This is a genomic window from Streptomyces sp. NPDC056486 (assembly GCF_042795295.1).
Classification (GTDB): Bacteria; Actinomycetota; Actinomycetes; order Streptomycetales; family Streptomycetaceae; genus Streptomyces.
The window spans coordinates 6,448-31,951 of record NZ_JBHTSF010000103.1 but is presented as its reverse complement, the minus strand read 5'-3'; the positions used below and the strand labels follow the sequence as shown (position 1 = coordinate 31,951).

Here is a 25,504-nt window from a genome sequence, read left to right as displayed (position 1 = left end):
CCGCTCGTTCTGAGCGGCGCCCCCATCGGCGTATGTGTGCGTCGTGCGTCTTGCGGCAGTGGCTAGGCGGCCGCGTAATCGTGGATGTCCTTGACCACCGAGAAGCCAAGACCGTACGCGCTCATGCCGCGTCCGTACGCGCCCAGGTGCACGCCCTCCTTGGTGGACCCGGCGAGCACCCAGCCGAACTCGGACTCGCGGTAGTGGAACGAGGTCGGCACCCCGTCCACGGGGAGCGAGAGCGTCGACCAGTCATCGCCCTGCAGGTCGTCCGCGAGGACCCAGGCCGTCTCGGTCTGCTGGTCCAGCCAGTCGTCGCGCAGGCTGTGATCCATCTGGTTGGGCCAGGTGAAGGACAGCAGCCCCACTCCGGCGAGCCAGGCCGCGGACGACACCGAGGTCGCCTCGAGCAGGCCCGTGCCGTCCGGGCTGTGCCGCACCGGGTTGGCCGCGACGGTCACCACGGCCGCGAAGCGCTCCTTGTCGCTGTTCCCGAAGGGTCCGTCACTCCGTACCGACGGCTCATCGCCGTGCCCGATGGAGCCGTGCTCCACCGCGCCGTCCGCGGCGGTGCCGACCTGCATCAGCCAGCGCTGCCCCGTGAAGGCCTCGTCGAGGCCGTACCAGGGGAAGGGCGCCAGCAGATAACTGTCGACCGTGCGCCGGGCGGAGGGCGTCGCTTGCGCGCCGCCGTCCGCGGCCGGCGCCTGTGCGCCTACGCGACTTGTCGTCTCCATGTACCCGGCCGCCTCCTCGTTCTCATCGGTCCGATGGGCCCGCCCCCCTCGGGCGTCCTCAGCCGGACAACAAGGCAGGATAGCCACACCCGTTCCGGAACCTGGTACACCGGTCGGCGGACGGGTGTCTCAAAGGGAGTGTCCCGGGGCGCGCTCGGGGGCGCACCACGAGGGCCTCGGAGGAGGTCAGGCCGAGGTCAGGTCGGAGTCAGGTCGAGGTCAAGAGAAGGCCATGCGGAGGTCAGGCAGAGGGCAGACGTAGGTCAGACGTAGGTCAGGTGGCGTCCGCGTCGAACGGCGGGTGCTCGGCGGGCGCGGGCTTCTCGGGCTTCTTGTCCATGTCGATACGGCCGTCCTTCTTGGCCATGTCGACACGGCCGCCGGCCGCGTCGGACGCACCGGACGTGCCGTCGGCGGATTCACTCTCACGCCCGTGCACGGCGTCCGTGACCTCGGCCATCTCCTTCTTGAGGTCGAAGCCGTTCCGGATTTCCTTCAGGCCGAGCTCGTCGTTGTCGAGCTGCTTGCGGATGAAGGTCTTCGGATTCAGGTCCTCGAACTCGAAGTCCTTGAATTCCGGGCCGAGTTCGCTGCGAATGTCTTCCTTGGCGCTGTCGGAGAATTCGCGGATCTTACGGATGGTGCGCGAGACGTCCTGAATCAGCTTGGGCAGCTTGTCCGGGCCGAAAACGAGCACAGCGAGGATGATCAGCGCTACTACCTCAAGCGCGCCAATGTCTGAGAACACCTTTAGCTCCTTGCCATCCGGACCGGGTCCACGGTACCCGGCGTTCCTGTCCGTCCGGTAGCCGCTGGGCGAAGACGTGGATCAGCTGCTGCTCGACGCACCGAGCACGAGTGTCACTTTCCGGTCCTTTCCCGCGCGCTGGACCGTCAATTCGAGACTGTCCTTGGGGCGGTGGGCGCGGATCTTGACGATGAGCTCGTCGCCGGAGTGGATGCGCCGGCCGTCCACCTCGGTGATGACGTCGCCCGGCTTGATTCCGGCGCGATCGCCGGGGCCGCCCTTGTTCACGGCGGGGCCGCCGTCCTTGCCCTTGTCGCCGACGCGGGCGCCGTCGCCCGTGTACTCCATGTCGAGAGTGACACCGATCACAGGGTGCGTGGCCTTGCCGGTGTTGATCAGCTCTTCGGCGACGCGCTTGCCCTGGTTGATGGGGATGGCGAAGCCGAGCCCTATCGAACCGGCCTGGCCGCCGCCGGGCGCCGAGCTGTCTTCGGCGGAGCGTATGGCGCTGTTGATGCCGATGACGCGGGCCTCGGAGTCGACCAGCGGGCCGCCGGAGTTGCCGGGGTTGATGGGGGCGTCGGTCTGGAGTGCGTTGACGTAACTGATGTCGCTGCCGTCGCCCTTCTCCCCACCGGCGGTGATGGGCCGCTCCTTGGCACTGATGATGCCGGAGGTCACGGTGTTCTCCAGGTCGAAGGGGGCGCCGATGGCCACCACAGGGTCGCCCACCTGGACGTTCTCGGAGTTGCCGAGCGGCAGCGGCTTGAGTCCGCGCACCCTGGAGACCTTGACCACGGCGAGGTCGTACCCGGAGTCACGGCCGATGACCTCGGCCTTGGCGGTCTCGCCGCCGCTGAACGTCACCGATATCTCGCCGCCGGTACCGGCGGGCTCGACCACGTGGTTGTTGGTGAGGATGTGGCCCTTGCCGTCGAGCACGAAGCCGGTGCCTGTGCCTTGCGCCTCGTCGCCGCTGACGTGCAGGGTCACGACGCCGGGCAGCGAGCTCGCCGCGATCCCGGCGACGCTGTCCTTGGCCCGCGCCTTGTCCTTCGAGTCCGCCTGCGGCAGCTCGATGTCCGTACCGCCGCCGTTCCGCTCCAGGTAGGCGCCGAGGACTCCGCCGATACCGCCGGCCACGAGGGTGATGACGGCGATCCCGACCAGGATGATCCGCCGCGCCCGCTTCTGCTGCTTGTCCTTGTCGACAGGAACGGCACCACTCTGCTGGAGAGGGGCGTTCCAGGGGTCGTAGGGCTGGCGGGGAGGGGCGGCTTGGGGCTGCGGCTGTGGCGTGGGCTGGGGGTGAGCCTGGGGGTGGGGGGTTCCGTGGGGCGGAGTTCCGCTGTGGGCCGCCGGGAGCTGTGTGCCGTGCGCGGGGGTCGCCGCCGGGTGCTGTACGGGCGGGGCGGGGGCCCAGGGTCCTGGCTCACCGTAGGGCGGGGTGCTGTACGGGTCGGGGTCGTGCAGCGGGCGGGGGCGCTCGGCGGGCGTCGTGCCCGTCTGCGCGGGAACCCCCTGAGCCGGGGCGCCAGGCGTATCAGCCGTACCAGGGGCGAGGCCGTCCGGCGCCGACGCACCAGCGACCGCGCCCGCCTGCGCCGTAACACCCGGAGCAGTGACACCCGGAGCAGTGACACCCGGAGCAGTGACACCCGGCGTATCAGCCGTACCAAGGGCCGGGGTATCAGGAGCCGTATCCGCCTGCCCGGGAACCCACGGGGGCGCCTCTGCCGCGGTCTCGGCGGCGGGGTCCGCGCCGGGGTCGGCAGCGGGCGGGGTTCCTTCGGGCTCCGCCGGAGGCGGACTCGCCGCGGCCAGCGTGAAGTCGCCGGACGTGTCCTCCGCTCGTCCGGCGGCCTCTGCCGCCCCCGCACCCGTTCCATCCGGCGCGGACGCCGACTTGGGGCGGCTCCACCATTTCGCCTTCGTGGGCTTGCCCTCGTCCATGCTCTCCCCACACCTGGCCTACGGCGGACGCCGATCACGTGCTCAACTCCGCGCCCGCCACCATCCTGGGCAGGCACGGCCCACCCAGGATTCAACCAGGTTCCCGCGCCGAAGCGCAGAGCACGTCAGCGGATCTGCGAAGTGCCCTGCAGCGTGCCCTCGAGGGGTGAGGCCGCCGCGGTGCGCGCCGGATCCGCACCGGCGTCCGAAGCGACGCCGCCAAGGGTCGGCACGGCACCGGCAGGAGACGTGCCTTTCGGTGTGACGGGAGAGACCGGACGGATCAAGGGAGACATGATCGCCGCACCGGTCAGCATCGGCGCCGTGACCTCGTGCCGGGCGGACACGGGCTCGGGCTGCTGGATGCGAGGACCCTTCGCGGTCACCCCGGGCAACAGAGGCCCGGCCGCCTGCGTCGGCGCGACCGGCGCCGCCAGGACACCGGGACGCGGGCCCTGCGCGGTCAGCGGGCCACTGCCACGGCGCCGCACCGAGTCGGGAGCCGTGGTGGCACCCGAGCCCTGCGAACGCAGCGGAGACGCGTTGCTGTTCGTGCTGCTGCCCGAGCTGTTGCTGCTGCCCGAACCCGCACGCGAGTCACCCGGGTCGGCGGGAACGCCCGTCGTGACGCCACCGAGCGCTATCGCGGCCAGCGACACCGCACCGGCGGCGACGAAAGCGAACCGCCGCCCGCGCCACAGCGACCGCTCGGCCTCGTGACGACCGACATCGTGCCTGCTGACGTCATGGATGCGGAAACCGCGCCCGACGCTCGGCAGCACCGCGGCATGGGCACCCGAAGGCGCATAGCCGAAGGTGTCGGGCCGCATGCCGAAGACTCCGGTCGGGGGCAGCCCCGCATCGGTGTCCGCCGTGGCGAAGCCGCCGCTTCCAGGGGGCCTGGGACCGGAAGGAGGCTCGCTGCCACCGCCGGGAAGGCCCTGGAGACGGGCGAGGAAACTCTCGGACGGAGGCGGCGGTGCCACCTCCGCGAAAACACTCTTGAGCCGTCGCTGGGCGTCGGCCTCGGTCTTGCACTTCGGACAGGTCGCGAGATGAGCGAGGACTCGCTCACGCGCGTCATGGCCCAACTCGCCGTCCACCAGGGCGGCGAGTCGGTCCCCCAGATGCTGCTCGGCCATACGCCGCTCGGCAGGATTCGACCGTGATCCACTCACGCGGTCGCGCCCCCTCCTCCCAGCGCCACGGCTCCTGCGAGCGAGCGGCGCTCGGCGCGGGCTTCGGGCGACCGGTGCTGAAGGGCCTTGCGCAGCTGCGAGCGGCCACGGTGAATACGGCTGCGGACCGTGCCCAGCTTGACGCCCAGGGTCGCGGCGATCTCTTCGTAAGAGAGGCCTTCGATGTCGCACAGGACCACTGCGGCACGGAATTCGGGAGCGAGGGTGTCAAGCGCCTGCTGCACGTCCGCGTCGAAATGCGTGTCGTTGAAGACCTGCTGCGGTGACGGCTCACGGCTGGGAAGGCGCTCCGCCGCGTCGTCCCCGAGGGCATCGAAGCGGATGCGCTGCTTGCGGCGCACCATGTCCAGGAAGAGGTTCGTGGTGATGCGGTGCAGCCAGCCCTCGAACGTGCCGGGGGTGTAGGTCGACAGGGACCGGAAGACACGGACGAAGACCTCTTGCGTAAGGTCCTCGGCGTCGTGCTGATTGCCGGTCAGGCGGTACGCCAGGCGATAGACGCGTCCGCTGTGCGTGCTGACGATCTCCTCCCAGGTGGGCGGAGTCCACGCCTGCGATTCCGCATCAGCGGCAAAGGTCGCGGTCTGAGCGGAGCTGGCGGTGTGGAATCGGTCAGCGGTGTCGGTCACAGATTTCGGCTCACCCGCCAACCTGAGAAAGCGCCTCAACGCTCCTCCCCGATCCGCAGACGCAGCCGCACCTCCCCTGTCGGCTCTGGTGGTGTCCAGTGGAGCCCCTACCATAGCCACCTCGCCCGTTAGCTCCGGATAAGTGTTTTTACTGGAATTTGGTACGAGCTCCCTGCCAGCTGTCCTGCCTGGTCGAAGGGCCCGCAGCCAGTCTTGATCCATTCGTTACCCCCGGCGTTCGCCTACCCCTACTAAACGCCCGGTCCCATCTGCGGGTTCCCGCCCCCAACGGATACAGTCACGGCCAGGCATCCACGGGGACAGGAGAGGGCCATTACCGGCAACCGGCAGACGAGCTGGGCGTTCGCCGACGCCTTTGTCGCCGAGGACGAAGCAGCGCGCTGGGCCCGTGACCGAGCCCAGGAAGCAGGGCTGCCCTCGGTGTCTCCCGGCACCGGCGCCGCGCTGCGCATGCTGGCCGCCACGGCGGACGCCAAAGCCGTCGCCGAGATCGGGACGGGCACGGGCGTGTCCGGACTCCACCTGCTGCACGGAATGCGGCCCGACGGCGTCCTGACCACCGTCGATCCCGAGCCCGACCGTCAACAGTTCGCGCGGGAGGCCTTCCGCGCCGCCGGATTCGCCGGCAACCGCGCGCGGTTCATCCCCGGCCGCGCACTCGACGTGCTGCCGAGGCTCGCGGACGGCGGCTACGACCTCGTCTTCTGTGACGGCGACCGCACGGAGTACCTGGACTACCTCGCTGAATCGTTGCGCCTGCTGCGCCCCGGCGGGCTCGTCTGTTTCGAGGGCGCCTTCGCCGACGGCCGGACGGTGGACTCCGGTCCGCAGCCCGCCGAGGTCCTTCGGACCCGCGAGCTCCTTCGCACCGTGCGCGAGAGCCAGGACCTGATGCCGGCGTTGCTCCCGGTGGGCGACGGGCTTCTCTGCGCCGTCAAACGCTGACCCTCCGCGGGGGCTGGAACAGTTTCGTCTCCGGGTACATCGTGGCTGGTCGCGCAGTTCCTCGCGCCCCTTTGGGGCACTCCTCCCGAACCCGGACATAGCACTGCCCCGGCCATCATGACGATGTCCGGGGCAGTGAAAGAGTGTGAGCGCTTCCGCGTCAGCCGACGACCTTCTTCAGGGCGTCGCCGAGTGCATCGGCCTCGTCCGGAGTCAGTTCGACGACAAGTCGTCCGCCGCCTTCGAGCGGAACGCGCATGACGATGCCCCGCCCCTCCTTGGTCACCTCGAGCGGGCCGTCGCCCGTTCGCGGCTTCATGGCCGCCATGCTCGTTCCCCTTCCTGAAACCAGCTCATCGCAGCCGACAACCCAGGTGTCACCGGCATCGAACATATTGCTTCCTGGCCATTATCCCGCATGGCAGGACCCGATGACCAACATCGGTCTGCATCGCTTGCGCAACGCGCGCCCGCAAAACCACTCAATTCGGCGATGTGGCTGCGATACTGCGCCGCTCCTTACACCCGCTGGACCAGTAATTCTTTGACGCAGGTCACATATCTCCCCTCATGCCGGAGCCCGATGACCTCCGTCATGCTGAGCTCGGACAAAGATGACCGGCGCAGGACCACTGGAGGGGATTCACCATGGCCGACACCGTGCTCTACGAGGTGAGCGACGGGCTCGCGACCATCACGCTGAACCGCCCCGAGGCGATGAACGCGATGAACACCGAGGCCAAGGTCGCCCTGCGGGAGGCGGTGCGGTCGGCCGAGTCGGACCCGGCGGTCCGCGCCGTCCTGCTCACCGCGACCGGGCGCGCCTTCTGTGTGGGGCAGGACCTGAAAGAGCACGTGGGTTCGCTCATGGCGGACCGCGCGTCGGGCACCGGACAGACGATGAGCACGGTGCGGGAGCACTACAACCCGGTGCTTCGCGCGCTGACCGGGATGGCCAAGCCGGTCGTCGCGGGCGTCAACGGCGTCGCGGCCGGGGCGGGCTTCGGCTTCGCGCTCGCCGCCGACTACCGGATCGTCGCGGACACCGCGCGTTTCAACACGTCCTTCGCCGGGGTCGCGCTGACCGCCGACTCGGGCGTCTCCTGGACGCTGCAGCGCGTGATCGGCCCCGGCCGTGCCGCCGATCTCCTGCTCTTCCCGCGCAACGTCTCCGCCCAGGAGGCGTACGACCTGGGCATCGCGAACAAGGTCGTCCCCGAGGCCGAGTTGGCCGCCGAGGCGCTGAAGCTGGCCCGCACCCTGGCCGAGGGCCCGACCCTCGCGTACGGGGCCCTCAAGGAGTCGCTCGCCTACGCTGCGGGCCACACCCTGGAGGAGGCCCTGGAGAAGGAGGACGAACTCCAGTCGAAGGCGGGCGCGTCCGAGGACCACGCGATCGCCGTCCAGGCGTTCCTGGACAAGGCGAAGCCGAAGTATCTGGGCCGCTGAGCCCCTAGGAGCGGCCCTCGGGGACGCGGATCACACAGTCCTCCAGGTGGTCGTTCACCAGGCCGCAGGCCTGCATCAGGGCGTACGCCGTGGTGGGGCCGACGAATCGGATGCCGCGCTTCTTCAGGTCCTTGGACAGGGCCGTGGACTCGGGCGTGATGGCCGGTACGTCGGCCAGAGCGCCCGGGGCCCTGCGGGAGGCCGGGTCCGGGGCGTGCGACCAGATCAGCTCGTCGAGCTCGCCGTCGGCCCAGTCGACGAGCACGCGCGCGTTGGCGAGGGTCGCGTCGACCTTGGCGCGGTTGCGGATGATGCCGGGGTCGGCGAGGAGCCGCTCCCGGTCGGCGTCCGTGAACCGGGCCACCTCGGCGATCTTGAATCCGGCGAAGGCGGCGCGGAAGCCCTCGCGGCGGCGCAGGATCGTGATCCAGGAGAGGCCCGACTGGAAGGCCTCCAGGCAGAGCCGTTCGTACAGGGCGTCGTCCCCGTGGACCGGGCGGCCCCACTCCTCGTCGTGGTACGTCACGTAGTCCTCGGTCGAGAGGCCCCAGGGGCAGCGCAGTCTGCCGTCCGGGCCCGCCACCGCGTCGCCGCTCACTGGCCGTTCTCCTCCTCGACAGCGTCCTTCGGAGTTTCCTGACCCTGGCCGAGGCCCTGGCGCTGATCCTGGCCCTCGGTCATCGTCGCCGGGGCGTGCGTCTTGAAGAGGCCGGGGCCACCGACCGCGGTGGCCTGGGCGCCGGCGAGTGCGGCCTCCAGCTCCGCGATGTGGGCGTCGCGCTCGGCCAGTTCGGCGGCGAGACGGCCGAGTGCGTCGTCCACGTCCGCCATGCGATAGCCCCGCACGGTCAGCGGGAAGCGCAGCGCTTCGACGTCCGCGCGGCGCAGGGCGCGGTCCGGTGGCAGCGGGTCGGTGAACCGCTCGGCCGGCACGTCGGGCAGCGCGGCGCGCTCACCGCCGCCGACCACGGCAAGCGTCACCGCGCCGACCACCACGACGAGGGCGATGACCAGGAACAAGAACAAGACCATCTCTTCAGGCCCCCACGCTCGACTGCCGTGCTCAAACTGTCAGGGTCTGATCGTGCCATGCGCCTGTGACAGTTAAGGTCGCAGGCGGCCGAACCACGGCCCCGACAGAGAGGCTCACAGGGGATGCTCAGGCTTGGCAGGCGTGAATTCGACGCGCACGAGCCGGTGATCATGGCGATCGTGAACCGGACCCCTGACTCGTTCTACGACCAGGGCGCCACGTTCCGCGACGAACCCGCACTCGCCCGCGTGGAGCAGGCGGTTTCGGAGGGCGCCGCCATCATCGACATCGGTGGGGTCAAGGCCGGTCCCGGTGAGGAAGTCACGGCCGAGGAGGAGGCGCGGCGGACGGTTGGTTTCGTCGCCGATGTGCGCAAGCGATTCCCTGATGTCGTCATCAGCGTCGACACCTGGCGGCACGACGTCGGTGAGGCGGTCTGCGAGGCCGGAGCGGACCTCCTGAACGACGCGTGGGGCGGGGTCGACCCCCGGCTCGCGGAGGTGGCAGCGCGCTATGGCGTGGGCCTGGTGTGCACGCACGCCGGTGGCGCCGAGCCGCGGACCCGACCGCATCGGGTGACGTACGAGGACGTCATGGCCGACATCCTCTCGGTCACCCTGGGTCTCGCCGAGCGCGCGGTCGCGCTCGGGGTGCCGCGCGATTCCGTGATGATCGACCCCGGGCACGACTTCGGGAAGAACACGCGGCACTCCCTTGAGGCGACGCGGCGGCTCGGGGAGATGGTCGAGACCGGGTGGCCCGTCCTGGTGTCCCTGTCCAACAAGGACTTCGTCGGCGAGACGCTCGACAAGCCGGTCAAGGAGCGCGTCATCGGGACCCTGGCGACGACCGCGGTGTCGGCGTGGCTGGGGGCGCAGGTGTACCGGGTGCACGAGGTCGCGGAGACGCGGCAGGTGCTCGACATGGTCGCGACCATCGCCGGACACCGGGACCCGGCTGTGGCCAGGCGGGGACTGGCGTAAGGACAGAGGAACGACCGCCGGGCGGGCGGACAGGAAGCCGCCCGGCGGGGCGGGAACGGCTGCCTACCGGCCGACTTCCTTGGTCACCAGAGCGACCGCCTCGTCCACGTCGTCAGTGATGTGGAAGAGATGCAGGTCGCGCTCCGCCGCCTTGCCGCCCGCGATCACCGTGTCGCGGAGCCAGTCGACGAGTCCGCCCCAGTACTCGGAGCCGAAGAGGACGATCGGGAAGCGGGTCACCTTGCGGGTCTGGACGAGGGTGAGGGCCTCGAAGAGCTCGTCCAGGGTGCCGAGGCCGCCGGGCAGGACCACGAAGCCTTGCGCATACTTCACAAACATTGTCTTTCGCACGAAAAAGTAGCGAAAGTTCACGCCGATATCGACGTGTTCGTTGAGGCCCTGCTCGAAGGGCAGCTCGATGCCCAGGCCGACGGAGACGCCCTTGCCCTCGCGCGCGCCCCTGTTGGCCGCCTCCATGGCGCCGGGGCCGCCCCCGGTGATCACGGCGAAGCCCGCATCGACCAGAGCCCTGCCGATGCGGATCCCCGCTTCGTACTCGAGCGAGCCGACCGGTGTACGCGCCGAGCCGAAGACGCTGATGGCGCTGGGGAGTTCCGCGAGCGCGCCGAAGCCTTCCACGAACTCGGACTGGATGCGCATGACCCGCCAGGGGTCGGTGTGCACCCACTCCGACTCGCCCTCGGCGTCGGTGTCGAGGAGCCGCTGGTCGGTCGTGCCGGGGGTGATCTGCTCACGCCGCCGCACCACAGGCCCCAAGTGCTGCTCCTCCGGCGGGCCCTGCCCTTCTGGACTACCCATGATCGTCCCCTTCCGCTGACGGTCTTGCTCGACGTGCCTCTTCAGCGTAGGTCTAAGGGCGTTACAGACGGCGCATCCTTGTGGGAACTCAGGATGTCAGCCAGGCGCTCAGCCGCTTCTCGGCCTCCGGAATCAGGGAGACCTGCACACGCTCGTCGATCTTGTGGGCGAGCAGCGGGTTGCCCGGGCTGTAATTCACGGCGGGCACACCGAGCGCGCTGAAGCGGGAGACGTCCGTCCAGCCGAACTTGGGCTTCGCCTCGCCGCCGACCGCAGCCATGAAGGCCGCGGCGGCCGGGTGGTCGAGGCCGGGGCGTGCCCCGCCCGTGTGGTCGTCGACGATGAACTCGTCGATCTCGCAGTCGGCGAAGTAATCGCGCACGAAGGCCAGTGCCTCGTCCTCGGAGCGGTCCGGCGCGTAGCGGAAGTTGACGGCGACGGTGCACTCGTCGGGGATGACGTTGGTCGCGACGCCGCCCTCCACGCTCACGGCGTTGAGGCCCTCGTGGTACCGGAGGCCGTCGACGACGGGCGTGCGCGGCTCGTACGCGGCGAGCTTCGCCAGGATCGGCGCGGCCTTGTGGATGGCGTTCGAGCCCATCCACGCGCGCGCGGAATGCGCGCGCGTGCCCTTCGTCTTCAGGAGGACCCGCAGCGTGCCCTGGCAGCCGCCCTCGACCTGGTTGTCGGTCGGCTCCAGGAGGATCGCGAAGTCGCCCGCGAGCCAGTCGGGGTGCGCTTCTGCCACATGACCGAGGCCGTTCAGATGGGCGGCGACCTCTTCGTTGTCGTAGAAGACGAAGGTGAGGTCGCGGTTCGGCTCGGTCACGGTCTGCGCGATACGCAGCTGGATGGCGACGCCCGACTTCATGTCGCAGGTGCCGCAGCCCCACAGGACGCCGTCCTCGTCGAGGCGCGAGGGCACGTTGTCCGCGATCGGGACCGTGTCGATGTGCCCGGCGAGGATCACGCGCTCGGCCCGGCCCAGGTTCGTGCGTGCCACCACGTTGTTGCCGTGCCGGTCCACCGTGAGGTGCGGCAGGCCGCGCAGGGCCGTCTCGATCGCGTCCGCGAGGGCTTTCTCCTCGCCGCTCGGCGACGGGAAATCGACCAGCTGGGCGGTGAGCGCGGCGGCGTCGAGGGTGAGGTCGAGCGGCGTGTCGTGTGAGGTCTGGGCCATGGCTTCGACCCTAACGCCACTGGACGCGCCGCTTTGTCGGTGGTCGGCCGGTGGCCTCCAGTACCTTGGTCGCGTGCCTGAGCCCCGCACCCTCGTCCGGCGCGGTCGCCTCGTGCGTATCGGGGCCGCCGTCGCGGTCCTTCTCGCGCTCGTGGGTTATGTGGTGGTGCAGTACGTCTTCGGGGGCAGGGCCGCTCCACGCTGCAAGGTCGTCTCGGGCAACGGAGACGGGGCGTCGTACGAATTCGGCGCCGATCAGGCTGAGAACGCGGCGACGGTCGCCGCCGTGGGCACGTCCCGCGGGATGACGGAGCGCGCGGTCACGATCGCCCTGGCGACGGCCCTGCAGGAGTCGGGTCTGCGCAACATCAGCCGCGGCGACCGGGACTCGCTCGGCCTCTTCCAGCAGCGGCCGTCGCAGGGCTGGGGCAACGAGAAACAGATCATGGACCCGGCGTACTCGGCAGCGCGTTTCTACGTCCATCTCAAGGACATCCCCGGCTATTCACGGCTGCCCCTGACCGTCGCCGCGCAGCGCGTGCAGCGCAGCGGCTATCCCCAGGCGTACGCGAAGCACGAGCCGGACGCCGTGCTGCTCGCCGCCGCGCTGACCGGCCGCGCCCCCGCCACCCTCACCTGCGAGGGCCGCACGGCCGACGATCCTGGCGACCCGGCGAAGGTGCGGGCCGCCCTGGTCCGCGACTTCGGTCGCGACGTGGTGCCCACGAGCGGCCGCGGCGGCACGGTCACCGTGCCGGTGGACGCCACGGCGGGAAGCGCGGAGGGCGGGGCCGGGCAACGGGGCTGGGAGCTCGCCCACTGGGCGGTGGCCCAGGCATCGGCGCTCGGCATCGACCGCGTCTCGTACGGCGGCCGGGAATGGAGCGCCGCGAACTCCGGCAAGGAATGGCGCATGCCGGGCAAGGCAGGCAAGACGGGCGCGGCCGGGCAGCGCGGCGACGCCGGAACCGGCGCGGACAGGGTTCGAATTGTCCTTGGTCAGTAGTACGGCTGATCACCCGATCGGGCCACGCTGATCACTCACGGACGACCTACCACCCAGACTTTCGCACCCCCGCCCCCGTACATGCCAAAGCCCTTGCAGACAAAGGGGATTGACGTTTCTGCAGGCCCACGCAACCCAGTCCCTTTGCCCGTTTTTATCCACAGCTGATAATGCGATGCATTGTCAATTCTTTACGTTGAGCCACCGCAACCTTCGAGGGCTTCGAGCGGTAGTCACTGCGTCCAAGCGCCGGACCCCATCCGGCCGGACACACCAACGTTCTCTCCCGTCTGAAGGAGCATCATGTCCCTCCCCCTGACCCGTCGGATCGCCCGCGCCGCGCTGCTCATCGCAGCGGGGGCGGCTCCCGTGGTCGGTGCGGCCGGCTCCGCAAGCGCCGCCGAACTTCCGGCCACCCCCGACCTGGGCGGTGTGACCGCCCTGGACGGTGCCAACCTGGGCAACACCGTCGACGGCGCTGCCCAGAGCAGCACCGGTCTCGCGGGTGAGACCGGCAGCAAGGCCGTGAAGAAGGGCGTCCCGACCGCGGGCAGGGTCGTCGGCACGACCGCCAAGACCACCACCCCCGTGGCGCAGAAGGCCGCGGGTGACCTCGCGGGCAACGCCGGCAACACGGTCGGCGAGACCGCGGGCACGGCCACCAAGGACGGCCTGCCCACCGACACCGTCGGCGAGGGCCTGCCCACCGACTCACTCACCAAGGGCGGCCTGCCCACCGACCAGCTGCCGGTCAAGAGCCTGCCGCTCGGCTGACGGCCACACACCTGAAAGAAGGGCCCGGAGCCACTGGCTCCGGGCCCTCCTCGCGTGCCCCGGCCACCCTGCGATGAGCCGGCCGCCCTCGCCTCACTCCTCCCCCTGCGCCTCGACCAAGACCTCCCCCGCCGCCGTACGGAAATACAGCACCGAGCGCCCCGTGCGCCGCCGCCGTACGAGCCCCGCGTCAAGCAGCACCCGCAGATGGCGGCCCACCGAGCCGAGCCCCTGCCCCGTCAGGGCCACCAGCTGCGAGGTGCTCTTCGGCGCCGCGAGCAGCACGAGGACGCCCGCCCGCGCGGGACCGAGGAGCCTGCCCAGCGGCTCCGGCACCGCCGCCGCCCGGCCCGCGTCCGCGAGCACCGCCGAGCACGGGTACACGACCGCGTACCGGTCCGCCGTGTTCCACGACACCCAGCCCTGCCGGGGCGTCACGGGCACGAAGAGGAGGCGGGCCCCGGAGATCTCGCGCGGCGGGTACTCATGGGTGTTGATCTGCAGCCTGCTCTCCCCCAGCCAGCGCATCCCCGGCCGCATGCCGTTCAGCGCCTCGGCCCAGCCGCCCTGGCTCAACTGGGCCGTCCGCGCGATGACATCGGCCTCGATGACCGTACGGATGCGGGGCCAGCGCGGCAGCACCGTCCTCGTCCACACCCACTCCAGGAGGTCAGCGATCCGGTCCGCGGTGCCGGGGCGGAGCAGCCCGGCGGGGAGCGGGCCGCCGTACGACACCCTCAGATGCGCGCCGGCGGTCGTGTCGGCGGTCTCGCGGATCCGCGCCAGTTCCTCTTCGAAGGGGGAGTCGCCCTCGCCCGTGGGCGTCGGTGTCAGGAAGTCCGCGATCCAGCGCGTCCGGTCGCCCATCGCGGCCCGCACGAGATCCGCGAGGCCGGGATCGGCGGCCAACCGCTCGCGATAGGCGGGCACATGAGCATCGAGCCAGGCTCGCTCCCCGGGATGCGAGGCGGTGCGCCGCTCCAGGGAGAAGAGGCTCGCGGTCGCCTCGGCCAGCGGCGACACGACGAAGCAGCTGCCCGCGACGGTGTCCGCGTTGACCTGCCACCAGCCCATGCCCCACCACGCCCCGCCGTCGGCCTTTCGCCACCGCGCGAAACATTAACGGCCGCGGACCGCGCCCCCGAAGACTCCCCGGCATGCGCACCTACCGCGAGCTCTTCCGCACCAAGGAGTTCACGCCGTTCTTCCTGACCTCCTCCTTCCAGGTGGCCGCCCAGACGGTGAGCGGCCTGGCCCTCGGCACGCTGATCTACGACAGGACGGGCTCCCCGCTGCTCTCCGCGCTCGTCATGTTCGGCCCCTCGCTGGCCCAGGTGCTGGGCGCCACCGTCCTGCTTTCGGCGGCGGACCGGCTGCCGCCGCGCGCCGCCCTGACGGGCCTCTCACTTGTCTTCGCCGTCGCCACCGCCGCGCAGGCCATCCCCGGCCTGCCCCTGTGGGCCGCCTTCGCGCTGCTCCTGGGCCTCGGGACGCTGGCCGCGCTCGGCGGCGGCGTGCGCTACGGGCTGCTCAACGAGATCCTCGCCAGGGAGGGTTACCTGCTCGGGCGCTCGGTGCTGAACATGTCCGGCGGCACGATGCAGATCTGCGGCTTCGGGCTCGGCGGAGTCCTGGTCGCCACGCTCTCGCCGCGCGGCACGCTGCTCGCGGGTGCCGGGCTCTACCTCGCGGCGGCGGTCGCCGCGCGCTGCGGGCTCGGCCGCAGGGCGGCGCGCGCCACCGGCCGCCCCTCGGTCACCGAGACCTGGCGCACGAACGCGCTGCTGTGGTCGTCCGGGCACCGCCGCACGGTGTATCTCGCGCTGTGGGTGCCCAACGGTCTGATCGTCGGCTGCGAGTCCCTGTTCGTCCCGTACGAGCCCGGGCACGCGGGGCTGCTCTTCGCCTTCGCCGCGTTCGGCATGCTTCTCGGGGATGTGCTGACCGGGCGGCTGCTTCCGCGCCGGTGGCGGGAGCGGCTCGCCGCGCCTCTTCGGCTGCTGCTCGCCGTCCCGTACCTGATCTTCGCGCTGCGGCCGGGGCTGCCCTTCACGCTGACGGCGGTCGTGCTCGCCTCGGTCGGGTTCTCGGCGAGCCTGCTGCTTCAGGAGCAGCTGATGGCCCTGACGCCGGACAAGCTGAGCGGGCACGCCCTTGGCCTGCACTCGTCCGGCATGCTCGCGATGCAGGGTGTGGGCGCCGCGCTCGGGGGCGGTATGGCCCAGCTGACGTCGGCTCCGGCCGCCATGGCCGTGCTTGCCATGGCGTCCGTCGCCGTCACGCTCGCCCTCGCGCCCGGCCTTCGGTCAGCGGCTCAGGCCAGCCGCTCGACCGCCGCCGCCACGCGCTCGTCCGTCGCCGTCAGCGCGACGCGTACGAAGCGGTCGCCCGCGGGGCCGTAGAAGTCGCCGGGGGCCACGAGGATGCCGAGGTCCGCGAGGTGGCCGACCGTGTCCCAGCAGGACTCGTCACGGGTCGCCCAGAGGTAGAGGCTCGCCTCGCTGTGCTCGATGCGGAAACCGTGCCCCAGCAGGGCGTCGCGCAGGGCGGTGCGCCGGGCCAGGTACCGCTCGCGCTGCTCGCGCACGTGCTGGTCGTCACCGAGCGCCGCGATGACCGCTGCCTGCGTCGGCGCGGACGTCATCATGCCGCCGTGCTTGCGGATCTGGAGCAGTTCGCCGAGGACGGCCGCGTCACCGGCGGCGAACGCCGCGCGGTAGCCCGCCAGGTTCGACCGCTTGGAGAGCGAGTGGACGGCGACGATTCCCTCGTACGAACCACCGCACACGTCCGGGTGGAGGACCGAGACCGGCTCCGCCTCCCAGCCGAGCTCCAGGTAGCACTCGTCGCTCACGAGGAGCACGCCGTGCTCACGCGCCCAGGCGACCGTGCGGGTCAGCTCTTCCTTGGACAGGACGCGGCCGGTGGGGTTCGAGGGTGAGTTGAGCCAGAGGAGCTTGAGGCCGGTCGGGTCCAGTTCGGTCGGGTCGTCGTACGAGACGTACTCGGCGCGGGCCAGACGCGCGCCCACCTCGTACGTCGGGTAGGCCAGGCGCGGGTAGGCGACGACGTCGCCCGGGCCCAGGCCGAGCTGGGTCGGGAGCCAGGCCACCAGTTCCTTGGAGCCCACGATCGGCAGCACGTTGCGGTGCGTGATGTCGCGCGCGCCGAGGCGCCGCTCGCACCAGCCGGTGATCGCGTCGCGCAGCTCGGGCGTGCCCCAGACCGTCGGGTAGCCCGGTGAGTCCGCCGCCGCGATCAGTGCTTTCTGGATCAGCTCCGGGACCGGGTCGACCGGGGTGCCCACCGACAGGTCGACGATGCCGCCGGGGTGGGCGGCCGCCGTGGCCTTGTACGGCTCGAGCTTGTCCCAGGGGAAGGCGGGAAGGCGGCCGGAGAGACCGGAGACTACGGACACGTGCTGACTCCCGTAATGCGTGGGCGGGCAGATGCCCGTGGGTGGGCAAATGCCTCGGTCCCGTACAGCGACATGTGCCGTACGGGACCGGGGCGGCGCTTCAAGCAGCCGTTACTGGTTCTGCGGCGGCAATGCGGCGATGAAGGAGTGGTCGCGCTCGATCAGACCGAGCTTGCTGGCACCACCGGGCGATCCGAGCTCGTCGAAGAACTCGACGTTCGCCTTGTAGTAGTCCTTCCACTCCTCAGGAGTGTCGTCCTCGTAGAAGATCGCCTCGACCGGGCAGACCGGTTCACAGGCACCACAGTCGACGCATTCGTCCGGGTGGATGTACAAGGACCGGGAGCCCTCGTAAATGCAGTCGACCGGGCACTCCTCGATGCACGCCTTGTCCTTGACGTCGACACAAGGCTGCGCGATGACGTAGGTCACGCTGTCGTTCCTCCTCGATACGGGCGTTGGCGGGCCGTCTTCAGGCTCCGCTCGCCTGGCGCGCGGGAGCGCGGCGTCGTCGATGCCCGCCTCTAGTATCTCCGTTCCCGGGCATGATCCGAACAGGAGGGGCGTACAGAGCTGTGGAATTCACTGCGGGCGGACGGCTTGAGGTCCGCATCACCCCTGCTGACGTGGGCAAACGGGTGTCGGTACGCCGCCTGAACGAAGGGCCCGAGACGGCGGCGAAGTTCACTGACACGGTGGGTGTTCTCACATCGTGGAACGATGGTGTGGTACTGATCACACGGCGCGACGGTGAGCGTGTCCGCATCGTGGAGAGCGCCCTGGTGGCGGGCAAGGTGATTCCCGCGGCCCCGGCCCGCAGGCGCGGCCCCGCGGCGTCCTACGCGGAGCTTGCCCGGGTCTGCGCGCGCGCCTGGCAGCCCGTCGAGAGCGAGCAGCTCGGCGAGTGGGAGCTGCGGGCGGCGGGCGGATTCACCCGGCGGGCCAACTCGGTGCTGCCGACGGGCGATCCGGGACTCCCCCTTGACCAGGCCCTCGCGTACGTACGTCAGTGGTACGAGGAGCGGGAGCTGCCCGCGTACATACAGACCGCGACCGGGGCCGCGGGCACCCAGGAGCTGCTCTGCGCGGAGCTGGCGGAGCGGGGCTGGGAGCGCGAGGTGAGCGCGCAGCTCCATGTCGGTGCTCTCGCGCCGCTCGGCGATCTGGACGTGCCCGAAGCGGGGGCGGAACGGGTGCGTCTCTCGCGGTCCTTCGACGAGGCGTGGCTGCGGCGGTACAAGCGATTCGGGGTGCCGGGACCTCATGTGCTCAAGGTGCTGGCGGGCGGACCCTCGGTGTGGTTCGCTTCCGTGCCCGGGGCCTCTTTTGACGAGGGGCCCGCGGCGATCGGGCGGTGCGTCGTGGACGGGCGCTGGGCGGGATTCATGGCGGTCGAGGTGGATCCGGCGCACCGTAGGCAGGGACTGGCGACCGCGGTGATGGCCGCGCTGTCCCGGCAGGCGCTCGCCGAAGGCGCTTCGGCGGCCTGGCTCCAGGTCGAGGACGACAACGAGGGTGCGCGGGCGCTGTACGGCAGTCTTGGCTTCGCCGCGCACCACACGTACCACCACTATCGATACCCGTCGGCTCGGTAGCTTCTACCGGTCGGCTCGGTAAGTAAGGCACGAGGCACGCATGCACGAGGAGTCAAGGACCGCCGCGTCCCGGCAGCGGTTCGCTGAGGAAGCCAGGTCGGAGCGGCCCGACCTGTCCCTGCTTTGCCTCCTGCTGAGTGCGGAGGCGGATCCCGGGCTCGATGACGACGGCATCGACGCGGCGCAGATCGATCTCGACCGGCTCGCCGGGCAGCTGCCCTACCGCCCCGGCGGGGCACGGGAGTGGGCGGCCGCGCTCGCCGACCTGCTTGGCGCGCGGTACGAGTTCAGGGGAACGCCCGCCGACTACCAGCGCCTGGAGTCCTCCCTCCTGCACGAGGTGCTGCGGCGCCGACGCGGCCTTCCGATCCTGCTCTCGGTGGTGTGGATCGAGGTGGCGCGCCGGGCGGGCGCGCCCGTCTACGGCGTCGCGCTGCCCGGTCACTTCGTGGTCGGCTTCGGCGCCCGTGACGAGCAGGTGCTCACCGACCCCTTCGCCGGCGGGCAGCTCCTGACGGGCGAGGACGCGGAGCAGCTCGTCGCGGGGGCGTCCGGCGGCACGGTGTCCCCTGCGATGCTGACGCCCACCGACCCGCTGAACATCGTGCTGCGCATCCTCAACAACATCCGCGCCTGGGCCGCGGCCCGCCCCGAGCGCTCGGACGTCGCGCTCTGGGCCGTCGAGCTGTCTCTCCTGCTGCCATCGCACCCGGCGCGCCTGCGCTACGAGCGGGCCCAGCTCCTCGTACAGCGCGGCGACTTCCTCGCGGGTGCGGCAGAGCTCGAGACGTACGCCGACGTGGTGACGACGGTGGAGCCGACCACGGCGGACCGGGTGCGGGACCAGGCGCGGGCCGCCCGGGCGATGCTCAACTGACCCGGCCGATTCGGCTGACGGATCCGGAGGTGCGGGCGTACCGCCCCGGTGCGATGCCCACCACCCGCTTGAAGTGCCGCGTGAGGTGCGACTGGTCGTAGAACCCCGCGGCGGTCGCCACCTCGCCCGGCGGCTGCCCCGCCAGGAGGAGCCGGCGTGCGTGGTCGACGCGGCGGGACATCACGTACTGGTGCGGCGCGATGCCGAAGGCCCCGCTGAAGGCGCGTACGAGGTGGCTGGGGTGGGCGTGGACCAGGCGTGCGGCCTCGTCCAGGCTCACGCCGTCGAGGAGACGCTCGTCCAGGAGGTCGCGGAGGTCCTGGGCGACACCGCGGGCGGGGGCGCGCGAGGCGGCGGGCGTGAGCCTGGGGCGCAGGTGCCCGCGCAGCCGCTCGCCGATCAGCGTCAGGCGGCTCTCGGCCTCCAGCTCGTCGCCCCGGTGCGCGAGGGCCGCGTGCAGCCTGCCCACGCTCCTGCGCAGCACGGGGTCGACCAGGTCGGGGCCGTCCACCGCGGGGCCGATGAAGCTCGCGTCGAGCTGCGTCATGTCCAGGTAGAGCACGCGCTTGCGGAAACCGTCGGGGGTGGCGGGCGAGCCGTTGTGCGGGACGTGCGGCGGGAGCAGCGAGACGGTGTCGCCCGGCGTGCCGTGCACGCGCCGGTCCAGGTCGTAGCGGACGGCTCCGTCGTCCACGATCAGCAGGGTCCACGCGTCGTGGACGTGCATCGGGTACGCGTGCTCGGTGAAGTGGGCATGGAAGACCTCCACGACACCCGCGACCGGCGGGCGCCATGCGCAGATCTCCTGCCCGGCCACCATGCAAGAAACGTACAAGACGTGACGGCGGTCCACCCGGCAGTCTCGACGCATGAGAACCACCGCTGAGACAGCCGCCGCCGGGACCGGAACCGCCGCGCCGGAGAGCGCCGGAATCACGGGCGATGCGCCCGTACGCTTCGACACGAAGATCGCCGTCCTGCTCCGTGACGACCTGGAGTCCTGGCAGCGCCTCAACGTGACGGCGTTCTTGGTCAGCGGGCTCGGCACGGCGGCGCCCGAGGTGATCGGCGAGCCGTACGAGGACGCCGACGGCACCCCCTACCTGCCCATGCTCCGCCAGCCCGTCCTTGTCTTCGAGGGGTCGAAGGAGACGCTGACCGCCGCGCACGGCCGCGTCCTTTCCCGCTCGCTGCCCAGGGCGGTGTTCACATCGGATCTGTTCGCCACCGGCAACGACCGGGACAACCGGGCGGCGGTACGGGCCGTGGCGACCGATCAGCTCGATCTCGTGGGGCTCGCCGTCCACGGTCCGCGCAACGCGGTCGACAAGGTCCTCAAAGGCGCCCGGATGCATCCCTGACCGACGGGGGCGACAGCGCGGGGTAGATCGGAGCGCTATCGATCGGCCGGGCAGGGCACGAAGGACCTATGCACCCCCAATCCCCGGAGCGGCGACGCCTCTTCGCCGATCAGGCCCGGTCCGCGCGGCCCGATCTCGCGCAGCTGTGCCTGCTGATCGGAGCGGAGGCGGACCCGGATCTCGACGACGCGGGCATGCGCGCGGCGCGGCGCATCCTCGACCGCCTTGCCGACCAGCTGACCGACCACCTGGCAGGGCGGCTGCCCGACCAGGCCGGCGGCCCCCTGTCCTGGGCACTCGCGCTGGCCGAACTGCTCGGCACGCGCTACGGGTTCAGGGGCAGGCCCGGCGACTACCAGCACCTTCGGTCCGTGCTGCTGCACGAAGTACTGCGAAGGCGCAGAGGTCTGCCCATCCTCCTGTCGGTGGTGTGGATCGAGGTGGCCCGGCGTGCGGGCGTACCCGTCCACGGGGTGGCCCTGCCCGGCCACTTCGTGGTCGGCTTCGGCGCGCATGACGAGCAGGTCCTCGCCAACCCGTTCGCGGGAGGTCTCGTACTTCCCTACCCGGACGCGGAGTTACTGGTGGCAGGCGCCACGGGCGCGCCGCTCGTGCCGTCGATGCTGAGCCCCGCCGGGCCTCTCGACATCGTCCTGCGCGTCCTCAACAACATCCGAGCGTGGGCTGCGGCCCGCCCCGAGCGCTCGGACGTCGCGCTCTGGGCCGTCGAACTCTGCCTGCTGCTGCCCGCGCACTCCGACCGGCTGCACTACGACCGGGCTCAACTCCTCGTACAGCGCGGGGACTTCCTGGCGGGCGCCGTGGAGATCGAAACGTACGCCGACGCCCTGGCCGCCACCGACGAGGTGGCCGCGGTGCGGCTGCGCCAGGAGGCGCACGGTGCGCGGGCGATGCTGAACTGAGGTCCAGGGGAGGGGAGTTCGGCAGTTCAGAGCCAGTCAGAGCCAGCCCTTGTCTCTGGCGACCTTCACCGCCTCGGCGCGGTTGCGTACGGCCAGCTTCTGGATCGCCGTCGAGAGGTAGTTGCGGACCGTGCCCGGGGAGAGGTGCAGGGCTCTGGCCAGTTCGGCGTTGGTCGCGCCGTCCGCCGCCGCGCGCAGGACCTCGCGCTCGCGGTCGGTCAGCGGGTTCGCGCCCCCGGCGAGTGCCGCCGCCGCGAGCGTGGGGTCGATGACCCGGTCCCCCGCGAGGACCTTGCGGACCGCACGGGCGAGCTGGGCCGCGGGCGCGTCCTTGACCAGGAAGGCGTCGGCGCCCGCCTCCATGGCGCTGCGGAGATAGCCGGGGCGGCCGAACGTGGTGAGAACCACGATCTTCAGCTCCGGGAACTCCGCGTGGAGTTCGGCCGCCGCCTCGATGCCCGTCTTTCCCGGCATCTCGATGTCGAGCAGCGCCACGTCCACCGCGTGCTCACGCGCGGCGTCGAGGACCTCGTCGCCGCGCGCCACCTGGGCCACCACCTCGATGTCCGGCTCAAGGCCGAGCAGCGCCGCGAGCGCCTCACGGACCATCGACTGGTCCTCGGCGAGGAGCACCCTGACGGCGGCACCCGCACTGTTCGTACTCATGCGGAGGATCCTAGAGCCGAAGATCCCGAAGCGGAGCCGCCGGTCCCGTCACCCGCGCCCTCGTCCGGAAGCTCCAAGGACTCCAGCGGCACCCGCGCCGTGAGCCTGAAGCCCCTGCGTGCGCCGGGCCCCACGTCGAGGATGCCGCCGACCGCCTCCACGCGCTCGGTCAGGCCCGTCAGGCCGTTGCCCTGGGCGGCGGCGGTACCGCCTCTGCCGTCGTCCTCCACCGACAGTTCGATGACAGGACCGTCCAGGGTGTGCCGGGACGTGAACGCCACCGTGCAGCGGCGCGCGCCGCTGTGCCGCACGACGTTGGTCACCGCCTCGCGCAGCGCCCAGGCCAGCGCCGTCTCCCCTTCCTCGGCGGGGAGCACCGCGGGCGCCTCCAGGGGTACGTCGGCCTCGACACCGGCGGCGGTGAGCGCCGTGCGGGCGCCCGCGAGCTCGCCGGTGAGGGTGCGCCTGCGGTAGCCGGAGACCGCCTCGCGCACGTCCACCAGGGCCTGGCGGCTGACCTGCTCGATGTCCGCCACCTGCTGGGCGGCCTTGTCGGGGTGGGCAGGCAGCATCCGCCCGGCCAGCTCGCTCTTCAGCGTGATCAGGGAGAGCGAGTGGCCAAGGAGGTCGTGCAGATCGCGGGCGAGCCGCAGCCGCTCCTCGTTGGCGGCCAGTTGCGCGACGGTGGCCCGCGCCTGGCGCAGCTCGACCGTCGTACGGACCAGCTCCCGCACCCCCGTCATCGCGAAGCCGACCAGGACGGTGAGGACGGCGAGGCTGCCGAGCAGGTCCGCGACGCTGTCGGTGCGCAGGCCGATCAGGATCATCACGCCGGTGACGGCCGGGATGACCCACATCGCGTGCCGCAGCGGAAGCACGGCCCCGGCGGACACGGCCACGTACACGAAGAGCCCGAGCCAGGCCGTGCCGAAGGCGAACGAGAGGGCGACGGCCAGCGCGAGCATCGCCCCGAACGACACGTGCACCACACGCCAGTCGAACACCTTGGAGGTGTAGCGGAAGACCAGGGTCAGATAGCAGAACACGAAGGCCACGAGGCCGACCCAGCCGGACACCGTGGCCGCGTCGCCGTGGTCAGCCCGCAGCAGGTCCTGCACCGGGCTCGCCAGGAAGACCAGCCAGATACCGATCCACAGCGACTTGGTGAGCAGCTGGCGGCGGTCCGCCACCGGACGGCCGAAGCTCTTCAGGGGGTGACCGGGCTCGGCGCAGTCGGTGTCATTCACGCCTTCGATGTGTCCTTCCGGTACAGCCATGCCGCGCCGCCCGCGAAGAGGACGAAGTACCCGACGAGGAGCGCGATGTCCAACGCGCGCGGGGCGTCGCCCAGTTCGATGGCCTGTCCGAGGGCAGCGTACGCATGCGTCGGCAGCCAGGTGGCGATGTCGCTCAGCCACCGGGGGAAGGTGGCCGTGGGCATCCACAGGCCGCCGAGCACGGAGAGCCCGAAGTACACGATCATCGTGATCGGGCGGACGGCGTCGCCGGTCGCGAGATAGCCGATGGCCACGCCGAGCGCGGCGAAGCAGAGGCTGCCCGCCCAGATGGCTCCGGTCAGGGCAAGCCACTGCCAGGCATCGAGGCGTACGTCCTTGACGGTCGCGGCGACCACGAACACCACGACGATCGAGGGCAGGCTGACCACGGCGGCACTGGCGGTCTTCGCGATGACATAGCCGCGCCCCGGCAGGCTCGTCAGACGCAGCTGGCGGACCCAGCCGCTCTCGCGCTCCTTGGCGATGCGCTCGCTGTTGCCCATGAGGACGGCGGTGAGGGCGCCGAACGACGCCATCGACACCATGAAGAAGGCGGGCAGCGCGAGCCCCGTGTCGCCCACCATCTCCGTGCTGTCCTGGCCGCCCGCGATGATCAGGAAGAGCATCGACGGATAGATCACCGAGAAGAACAGAAACTTCTTGTTGCGCAGGGAACGGATGATTTCCAGCTTGGTCAGCGTCATGCCTTGGCCTCCTCGGCTGCGGTGATCGCCACGAATGCCTGCTCGAGGCCGAGGCCTGCGACCTCAAGGTTGCGGGGGTAAAGGCCGAGCCCGTACAGCGCGTGCACGGTGGCGTCGGCGTCCGTCGACTGGAGCCGTACGGTGGGGCCGGAGATGTCCACGGCGGTGAGGAACGGCAGGGCGCGAAGCTTCTCGTCGAGCCCGGAATCCTGCTCAGGAAGGTCGAACGAGACCTTCCGCGCCCCGGCCTTCGCCTTGATCTCAGCAGCCGTGCCGTCCGCGAGGAGACGGCCGCGGTGCAGTACGAGGACCCGGTCCGCGATCGCGTCGGCCTCTTCCAGGTAGTGCGTGGCGAACAGGACGGTGCGGCCCTGGTCCGCCTGCTCGCGCATGGTGGCCCAGAAGGCCTGGCGCACGGTGACGTCCATGCCGGTGGTCGGCTCGTCCAGGACGATCAGGTCGTTCGCTCCGGCGGTCGCGAGTGCGAAGCGGACGCGCTGCTCCTGCCCGCCGGAGAGCTTGTCGACCTTCCGGTCGGCGAGCGGGGTGAGGCCCGCCGCGGCCAGCACGTCGTCCGCCCGGTAGGGCCTGGGGTGCAGATCGCAGGCGAGCCGCACCAGCTCGCGGACGGTGACCTCCCCCATCAGGCCGCCGCTCTGCAGCATCGCGCCGACCCGGCCCGCGGTGATCGCCTCGCGCGGACTCGTGCCGAAGACGCGCACGGTGCCGCTGTCCGTGTTCCGCAGGCCCAGGAGCAGATCTAGCGCGGTGGACTTGCCCGCGCCGTTCGGCCCGAGGAGCGCGACGGTCTCGCCGGGGTGGAGATCAAGCGTGAGGGAATCCACGGCGCGGACGTCCCCATAGCTCTTGGTCACCTTCTGGAAGCTCACCGCGGTGACGGGCGGTGCTGCGGTCGTCGTCATGTGGTCCATCGTCGCCAAAAGGCGGTCGACGGCGGCAGTGTCGTGTGTGCCGAGTGCGGGATGACAGATGTCATGCCGGAGGGCAGATGTCATGCCGGAGGCCGGACGGTTCACTCCTGTGAGCCGTCCGGCCTCCGTCTGCCTGGATGTACGGGGATCAGCCGGCGTTGGTCTCGATCACGCCGATCCGCTCCGCCGGTGTCTTGCCGATCAGCGCCTTGTTCATCGCGGCGGCGACGTCCGTCGGCTGGACCGGCGTCTTGTCGCCGTTGCCGCGCTGGATC

The 25,504-nt window shown here is 70.9% G+C and carries 28 protein-coding genes; 10 read left to right on the top strand and 18 right to left on the bottom strand.

Annotated features, from left to right (window positions below; translation table 11 throughout):
* Nucleotides 1-62 precede the first annotated feature (62 nt).
* The 5 genes from ACFQ7F_RS31480 to sigE all read right to left on the bottom strand — a co-directional run bounded on the left by ACFQ7F_RS31480 (nt 63) and on the right by sigE (nt 5,380).
* The gene (locus ACFQ7F_RS31480; RefSeq protein WP_383277655.1) at nt 63-737 is read right to left on the bottom strand and encodes a hypothetical protein; all 675 of its coding nucleotides are present in this window, start codon (nt 735-737) and stop codon (nt 63-65) included.
* A 274-nt stretch (nt 738-1,011) separates the two neighbouring features.
* On the bottom strand, nt 1,012-1,485 hold the full coding sequence (locus ACFQ7F_RS31475; protein ID WP_383277652.1) for a sec-independent translocase: 474 nt from the start codon (nt 1,483-1,485) through the stop codon (nt 1,012-1,014).
* Nucleotides 1,486-1,566: 81 nt separating this feature from the next.
* On the bottom strand, nt 1,567-3,438 hold the full coding sequence (locus ACFQ7F_RS31470; protein ID WP_383277649.1) for a trypsin-like peptidase domain-containing protein: 1,872 nt from the start codon (nt 3,436-3,438) through the stop codon (nt 1,567-1,569).
* 125 nt (nt 3,439-3,563) lie between these two features.
* Nucleotides 3,564-4,616: a zf-HC2 domain-containing protein gene (locus ACFQ7F_RS31465; RefSeq protein ID WP_383277646.1), complete on the bottom strand. Its 1,053-nt coding sequence runs from the start codon at nt 4,614-4,616 to the stop codon at nt 3,564-3,566.
* A complete protein-coding gene (gene sigE, locus ACFQ7F_RS31460) occupies nt 4,613-5,380 on the bottom strand; it encodes an RNA polymerase sigma factor SigE (RefSeq protein WP_344528354.1) in 768 nt (255 codons plus the stop codon). The genes ACFQ7F_RS31465 and sigE overlap by 4 nt, the downstream gene beginning before the upstream one ends.
* 153 nt (nt 5,381-5,533) lie before the next feature.
* On the opposite strand from sigE, the gene ACFQ7F_RS31455 reads away from it, so the two are divergent.
* Nucleotides 5,534-6,232 carry an O-methyltransferase gene (locus tag ACFQ7F_RS31455; RefSeq protein ID WP_383277661.1) on the top strand — a complete coding sequence of 233 codons (699 nt, stop codon included), beginning with the start codon at nt 5,534-5,536 and terminating at the stop codon, nt 6,230-6,232.
* Between the two features lie 160 nt (nt 6,233-6,392).
* On the opposite strand, the gene ACFQ7F_RS31450 is transcribed toward ACFQ7F_RS31455, so the two are convergent.
* Nucleotides 6,393-6,560, bottom strand: a complete 168-nt coding sequence (locus ACFQ7F_RS31450; protein ID WP_003966491.1) for a DUF3117 domain-containing protein — start codon at nt 6,558-6,560, stop codon at nt 6,393-6,395.
* Nucleotides 6,561-6,880: 320 nt separating this feature from the next.
* On the opposite strand from ACFQ7F_RS31450, the gene ACFQ7F_RS31445 reads away from it, so the two are divergent.
* Nucleotides 6,881-7,681 carry an enoyl-CoA hydratase/isomerase family protein gene (locus ACFQ7F_RS31445; RefSeq protein ID WP_383277642.1) on the top strand — a complete coding sequence of 267 codons (801 nt, stop codon included), beginning with the start codon at nt 6,881-6,883 and terminating at the stop codon, nt 7,679-7,681.
* A gap of 4 nt (nt 7,682-7,685) precedes the next feature.
* Here the strand turns inward: ACFQ7F_RS31445 and ACFQ7F_RS31440 are convergent, their stop codons facing one another.
* Both ACFQ7F_RS31440 and ACFQ7F_RS31435 read right to left on the bottom strand, forming a co-directional pair.
* Nucleotides 7,686-8,279 (bottom strand): DNA-3-methyladenine glycosylase I, encoded by a 594-nt coding sequence (locus tag ACFQ7F_RS31440; protein WP_383277639.1) that lies wholly within the window; start codon nt 8,277-8,279, stop codon nt 7,686-7,688.
* Nucleotides 8,276-8,713 (bottom strand): DivIVA domain-containing protein, encoded by a 438-nt coding sequence (locus ACFQ7F_RS31435; protein ID WP_383277636.1) that lies wholly within the window; start codon nt 8,711-8,713, stop codon nt 8,276-8,278. Before ACFQ7F_RS31435 ends, ACFQ7F_RS31440 begins: the two co-directional genes overlap by 4 nt.
* 123 nt (nt 8,714-8,836) lie before the next feature.
* On the opposite strand from ACFQ7F_RS31435, the gene folP reads away from it, so the two are divergent.
* A complete protein-coding gene (gene folP, locus ACFQ7F_RS31430; RefSeq protein WP_383277632.1) occupies nt 8,837-9,697 on the top strand; it encodes a dihydropteroate synthase in 861 nt (286 codons plus the stop codon).
* 63 nt (nt 9,698-9,760) lie between these two features.
* On the opposite strand, the gene ACFQ7F_RS31425 is transcribed toward folP, so the two are convergent.
* Nucleotides 9,761-10,516, bottom strand: a complete 756-nt coding sequence (locus tag ACFQ7F_RS31425; RefSeq protein ID WP_383277629.1) for a TIGR00730 family Rossman fold protein — start codon at nt 10,514-10,516, stop codon at nt 9,761-9,763.
* A gap of 88 nt (nt 10,517-10,604) precedes the next feature.
* Nucleotides 10,605-11,696 carry a succinyl-diaminopimelate desuccinylase gene (gene dapE / locus ACFQ7F_RS31420; protein WP_383277626.1) on the bottom strand — a complete coding sequence of 364 codons (1,092 nt, stop codon included), beginning with the start codon at nt 11,694-11,696 and terminating at the stop codon, nt 10,605-10,607.
* A gap of 73 nt (nt 11,697-11,769) precedes the next feature.
* On the opposite strand from dapE, the gene ACFQ7F_RS31415 reads away from it, so the two are divergent.
* Together ACFQ7F_RS31415 and ACFQ7F_RS31410 are read left to right on the top strand one after the other, a co-directional pair.
* Nucleotides 11,770-12,702, top strand: a complete 933-nt coding sequence (locus ACFQ7F_RS31415; protein WP_383277623.1) for a heavy metal transporter — start codon at nt 11,770-11,772, stop codon at nt 12,700-12,702.
* Between the two features lie 303 nt (nt 12,703-13,005).
* Entirely contained in the window at nt 13,006-13,476 is a 471-nt protein-coding gene (locus ACFQ7F_RS31410; protein WP_383277620.1) for an ATP-binding protein, read from the top strand.
* Between the two features lie 93 nt (nt 13,477-13,569).
* Here ACFQ7F_RS31410 and ACFQ7F_RS31405 read toward each other — a convergent pair whose 3' ends face one another.
* Nucleotides 13,570-14,550: an ArsR/SmtB family transcription factor gene (locus ACFQ7F_RS31405; RefSeq protein WP_383277618.1), complete on the bottom strand. Its 981-nt coding sequence runs from the start codon at nt 14,548-14,550 to the stop codon at nt 13,570-13,572.
* Between the two features lie 83 nt (nt 14,551-14,633).
* Between ACFQ7F_RS31405 and ACFQ7F_RS31400 the strand changes: the two genes are divergently transcribed.
* Entirely contained in the window at nt 14,634-15,878 is a 1,245-nt protein-coding gene (locus ACFQ7F_RS31400) for an MFS transporter (RefSeq protein WP_383277615.1), read from the top strand.
* Here the strand turns inward: ACFQ7F_RS31400 and ACFQ7F_RS31395 are convergent.
* Nucleotides 15,791-16,894 (bottom strand): bifunctional succinyldiaminopimelate transaminase/glutamate-prephenate aminotransferase, encoded by a 1,104-nt coding sequence (locus ACFQ7F_RS31395; RefSeq protein WP_383277612.1) that lies wholly within the window; start codon nt 16,892-16,894, stop codon nt 15,791-15,793. The genes ACFQ7F_RS31400 and ACFQ7F_RS31395 overlap by 88 nt on opposite strands.
* Nucleotides 16,895-17,005: 111 nt before the next feature.
* Nucleotides 17,006-17,326, bottom strand: coding sequence for a ferredoxin (fdxA, locus tag ACFQ7F_RS31390; RefSeq protein WP_016642910.1), 321 nt, complete (start codon nt 17,324-17,326; stop codon nt 17,006-17,008).
* A 143-nt stretch (nt 17,327-17,469) separates the two neighbouring features.
* Between fdxA and ACFQ7F_RS31385 the strand changes: the two genes are divergently transcribed.
* A complete protein-coding gene (locus ACFQ7F_RS31385; RefSeq protein ID WP_383277609.1) occupies nt 17,470-18,489 on the top strand; it encodes a GNAT family N-acetyltransferase in 1,020 nt (339 codons plus the stop codon).
* 40 nt (nt 18,490-18,529) lie between these two features.
* Nucleotides 18,530-19,366, top strand: coding sequence for a tetratricopeptide repeat protein (locus ACFQ7F_RS31380; protein WP_383277606.1), 837 nt, complete (start codon nt 18,530-18,532; stop codon nt 19,364-19,366).
* Here ACFQ7F_RS31380 and ACFQ7F_RS31375 read toward each other — a convergent pair.
* A complete protein-coding gene (locus tag ACFQ7F_RS31375) occupies nt 19,359-20,186 on the bottom strand; it encodes an AraC family transcriptional regulator (RefSeq protein WP_383277603.1) in 828 nt (275 codons plus the stop codon). The genes ACFQ7F_RS31380 and ACFQ7F_RS31375 overlap by 8 nt on opposite strands.
* Nucleotides 20,187-20,235: 49 nt before the next feature.
* Between ACFQ7F_RS31375 and ACFQ7F_RS31370 the strand changes: the two genes are divergently transcribed.
* Both ACFQ7F_RS31370 and ACFQ7F_RS31365 read left to right on the top strand, forming a co-directional pair.
* On the top strand, nt 20,236-20,727 hold the full coding sequence (locus ACFQ7F_RS31370) for a DUF2000 family protein (protein ID WP_383277600.1): 492 nt from the start codon (nt 20,236-20,238) through the stop codon (nt 20,725-20,727).
* Nucleotides 20,728-20,795: 68 nt separating this feature from the next.
* The gene (locus ACFQ7F_RS31365; RefSeq protein ID WP_383277598.1) at nt 20,796-21,650 is read left to right on the top strand and encodes a tetratricopeptide repeat protein; all 855 of its coding nucleotides are present in this window, start codon (nt 20,796-20,798) and stop codon (nt 21,648-21,650) included.
* A 36-nt stretch (nt 21,651-21,686) separates the two neighbouring features.
* Here ACFQ7F_RS31365 and ACFQ7F_RS31360 read toward each other — a convergent pair whose 3' ends face one another.
* From ACFQ7F_RS31360 to ACFQ7F_RS31345, 4 genes are read right to left on the bottom strand one after another with little or no spacing between them, the layout of a single operon-like run.
* Nucleotides 21,687-22,316 carry a response regulator gene (locus ACFQ7F_RS31360; RefSeq protein WP_383277595.1) on the bottom strand — a complete coding sequence of 210 codons (630 nt, stop codon included), beginning with the start codon at nt 22,314-22,316 and terminating at the stop codon, nt 21,687-21,689.
* A complete protein-coding gene (locus ACFQ7F_RS31355) occupies nt 22,313-23,563 on the bottom strand; it encodes a sensor histidine kinase (protein WP_383277592.1) in 1,251 nt (416 codons plus the stop codon). Before ACFQ7F_RS31355 ends, ACFQ7F_RS31360 begins: the two co-directional genes overlap by 4 nt.
* Entirely contained in the window at nt 23,560-24,297 is a 738-nt protein-coding gene (locus ACFQ7F_RS31350; protein WP_383277589.1) for an ABC transporter permease, read from the bottom strand. The genes ACFQ7F_RS31355 and ACFQ7F_RS31350 overlap by 4 nt, the downstream gene beginning before the upstream one ends.
* Nucleotides 24,294-25,229, bottom strand: a complete 936-nt coding sequence (locus ACFQ7F_RS31345) for an ABC transporter ATP-binding protein (protein ID WP_383277658.1) — start codon at nt 25,227-25,229, stop codon at nt 24,294-24,296. Before ACFQ7F_RS31345 ends, ACFQ7F_RS31350 begins: the two co-directional genes overlap by 4 nt.
* Nucleotides 25,230-25,504 lie beyond the last annotated feature (275 nt).

Coding starts and splice junctions, on each gene's coding strand:
- ACFQ7F_RS31425 (WP_383277629.1), bottom strand. CDS start 10,516: ATGGGTAGTCCAGAAGGGCAGGGCCCGCCGGAGGAGCAGCACTTGGGG.
- ACFQ7F_RS31360 (WP_383277595.1), bottom strand. CDS start 22,316: ATGAGTACGAACAGTGCGGGTGCCGCCGTCAGGGTGCTCCTCGCCGAG.
- ACFQ7F_RS31345 (WP_383277658.1), bottom strand. CDS start 25,229: ATGGACCACATGACGACGACCGCAGCACCGCCCGTCACCGCGGTGAGC.
- ACFQ7F_RS31375 (WP_383277603.1), bottom strand. CDS start 20,186: ATGGTGGCCGGGCAGGAGATCTGCGCATGGCGCCCGCCGGTCGCGGGT.
- ACFQ7F_RS31400 (WP_383277615.1), top strand. CDS start 14,634: ATGCGCACCTACCGCGAGCTCTTCCGCACCAAGGAGTTCACGCCGTTC.
- ACFQ7F_RS31480 (WP_383277655.1), bottom strand. CDS start 737: ATGGAGACGACAAGTCGCGTAGGCGCACAGGCGCCGGCCGCGGACGGC.
- folP (WP_383277632.1), top strand. CDS start 8,837: ATGCTCAGGCTTGGCAGGCGTGAATTCGACGCGCACGAGCCGGTGATC.
- ACFQ7F_RS31380 (WP_383277606.1), top strand. CDS start 18,530: ATGCACGAGGAGTCAAGGACCGCCGCGTCCCGGCAGCGGTTCGCTGAG.
- ACFQ7F_RS31470 (WP_383277649.1), bottom strand. CDS start 3,438: ATGGACGAGGGCAAGCCCACGAAGGCGAAATGGTGGAGCCGCCCCAAG.
- ACFQ7F_RS31365 (WP_383277598.1), top strand. CDS start 20,796: ATGCACCCCCAATCCCCGGAGCGGCGACGCCTCTTCGCCGATCAGGCC.
- dapE (WP_383277626.1), bottom strand. CDS start 11,696: ATGGCCCAGACCTCACACGACACGCCGCTCGACCTCACCCTCGACGCC.
- ACFQ7F_RS31405 (WP_383277618.1), bottom strand. CDS start 14,550: ATGGGCTGGTGGCAGGTCAACGCGGACACCGTCGCGGGCAGCTGCTTC.
- sigE (WP_344528354.1), bottom strand. CDS start 5,380: ATGGTAGGGGCTCCACTGGACACCACCAGAGCCGACAGGGGAGGTGCG.
- ACFQ7F_RS31450 (WP_003966491.1), bottom strand. CDS start 6,560: ATGGCGGCCATGAAGCCGCGAACGGGCGACGGCCCGCTCGAGGTGACC.
- ACFQ7F_RS31410 (WP_383277620.1), top strand. CDS start 13,006: ATGTCCCTCCCCCTGACCCGTCGGATCGCCCGCGCCGCGCTGCTCATC.
- ACFQ7F_RS31370 (WP_383277600.1), top strand. CDS start 20,236: ATGAGAACCACCGCTGAGACAGCCGCCGCCGGGACCGGAACCGCCGCG.
- ACFQ7F_RS31435 (WP_383277636.1), bottom strand. CDS start 8,713: ATGGTCTTGTTCTTGTTCCTGGTCATCGCCCTCGTCGTGGTGGTCGGC.
- ACFQ7F_RS31350 (WP_383277589.1), bottom strand. CDS start 24,297: ATGACGCTGACCAAGCTGGAAATCATCCGTTCCCTGCGCAACAAGAAG.
- ACFQ7F_RS31445 (WP_383277642.1), top strand. CDS start 6,881: ATGGCCGACACCGTGCTCTACGAGGTGAGCGACGGGCTCGCGACCATC.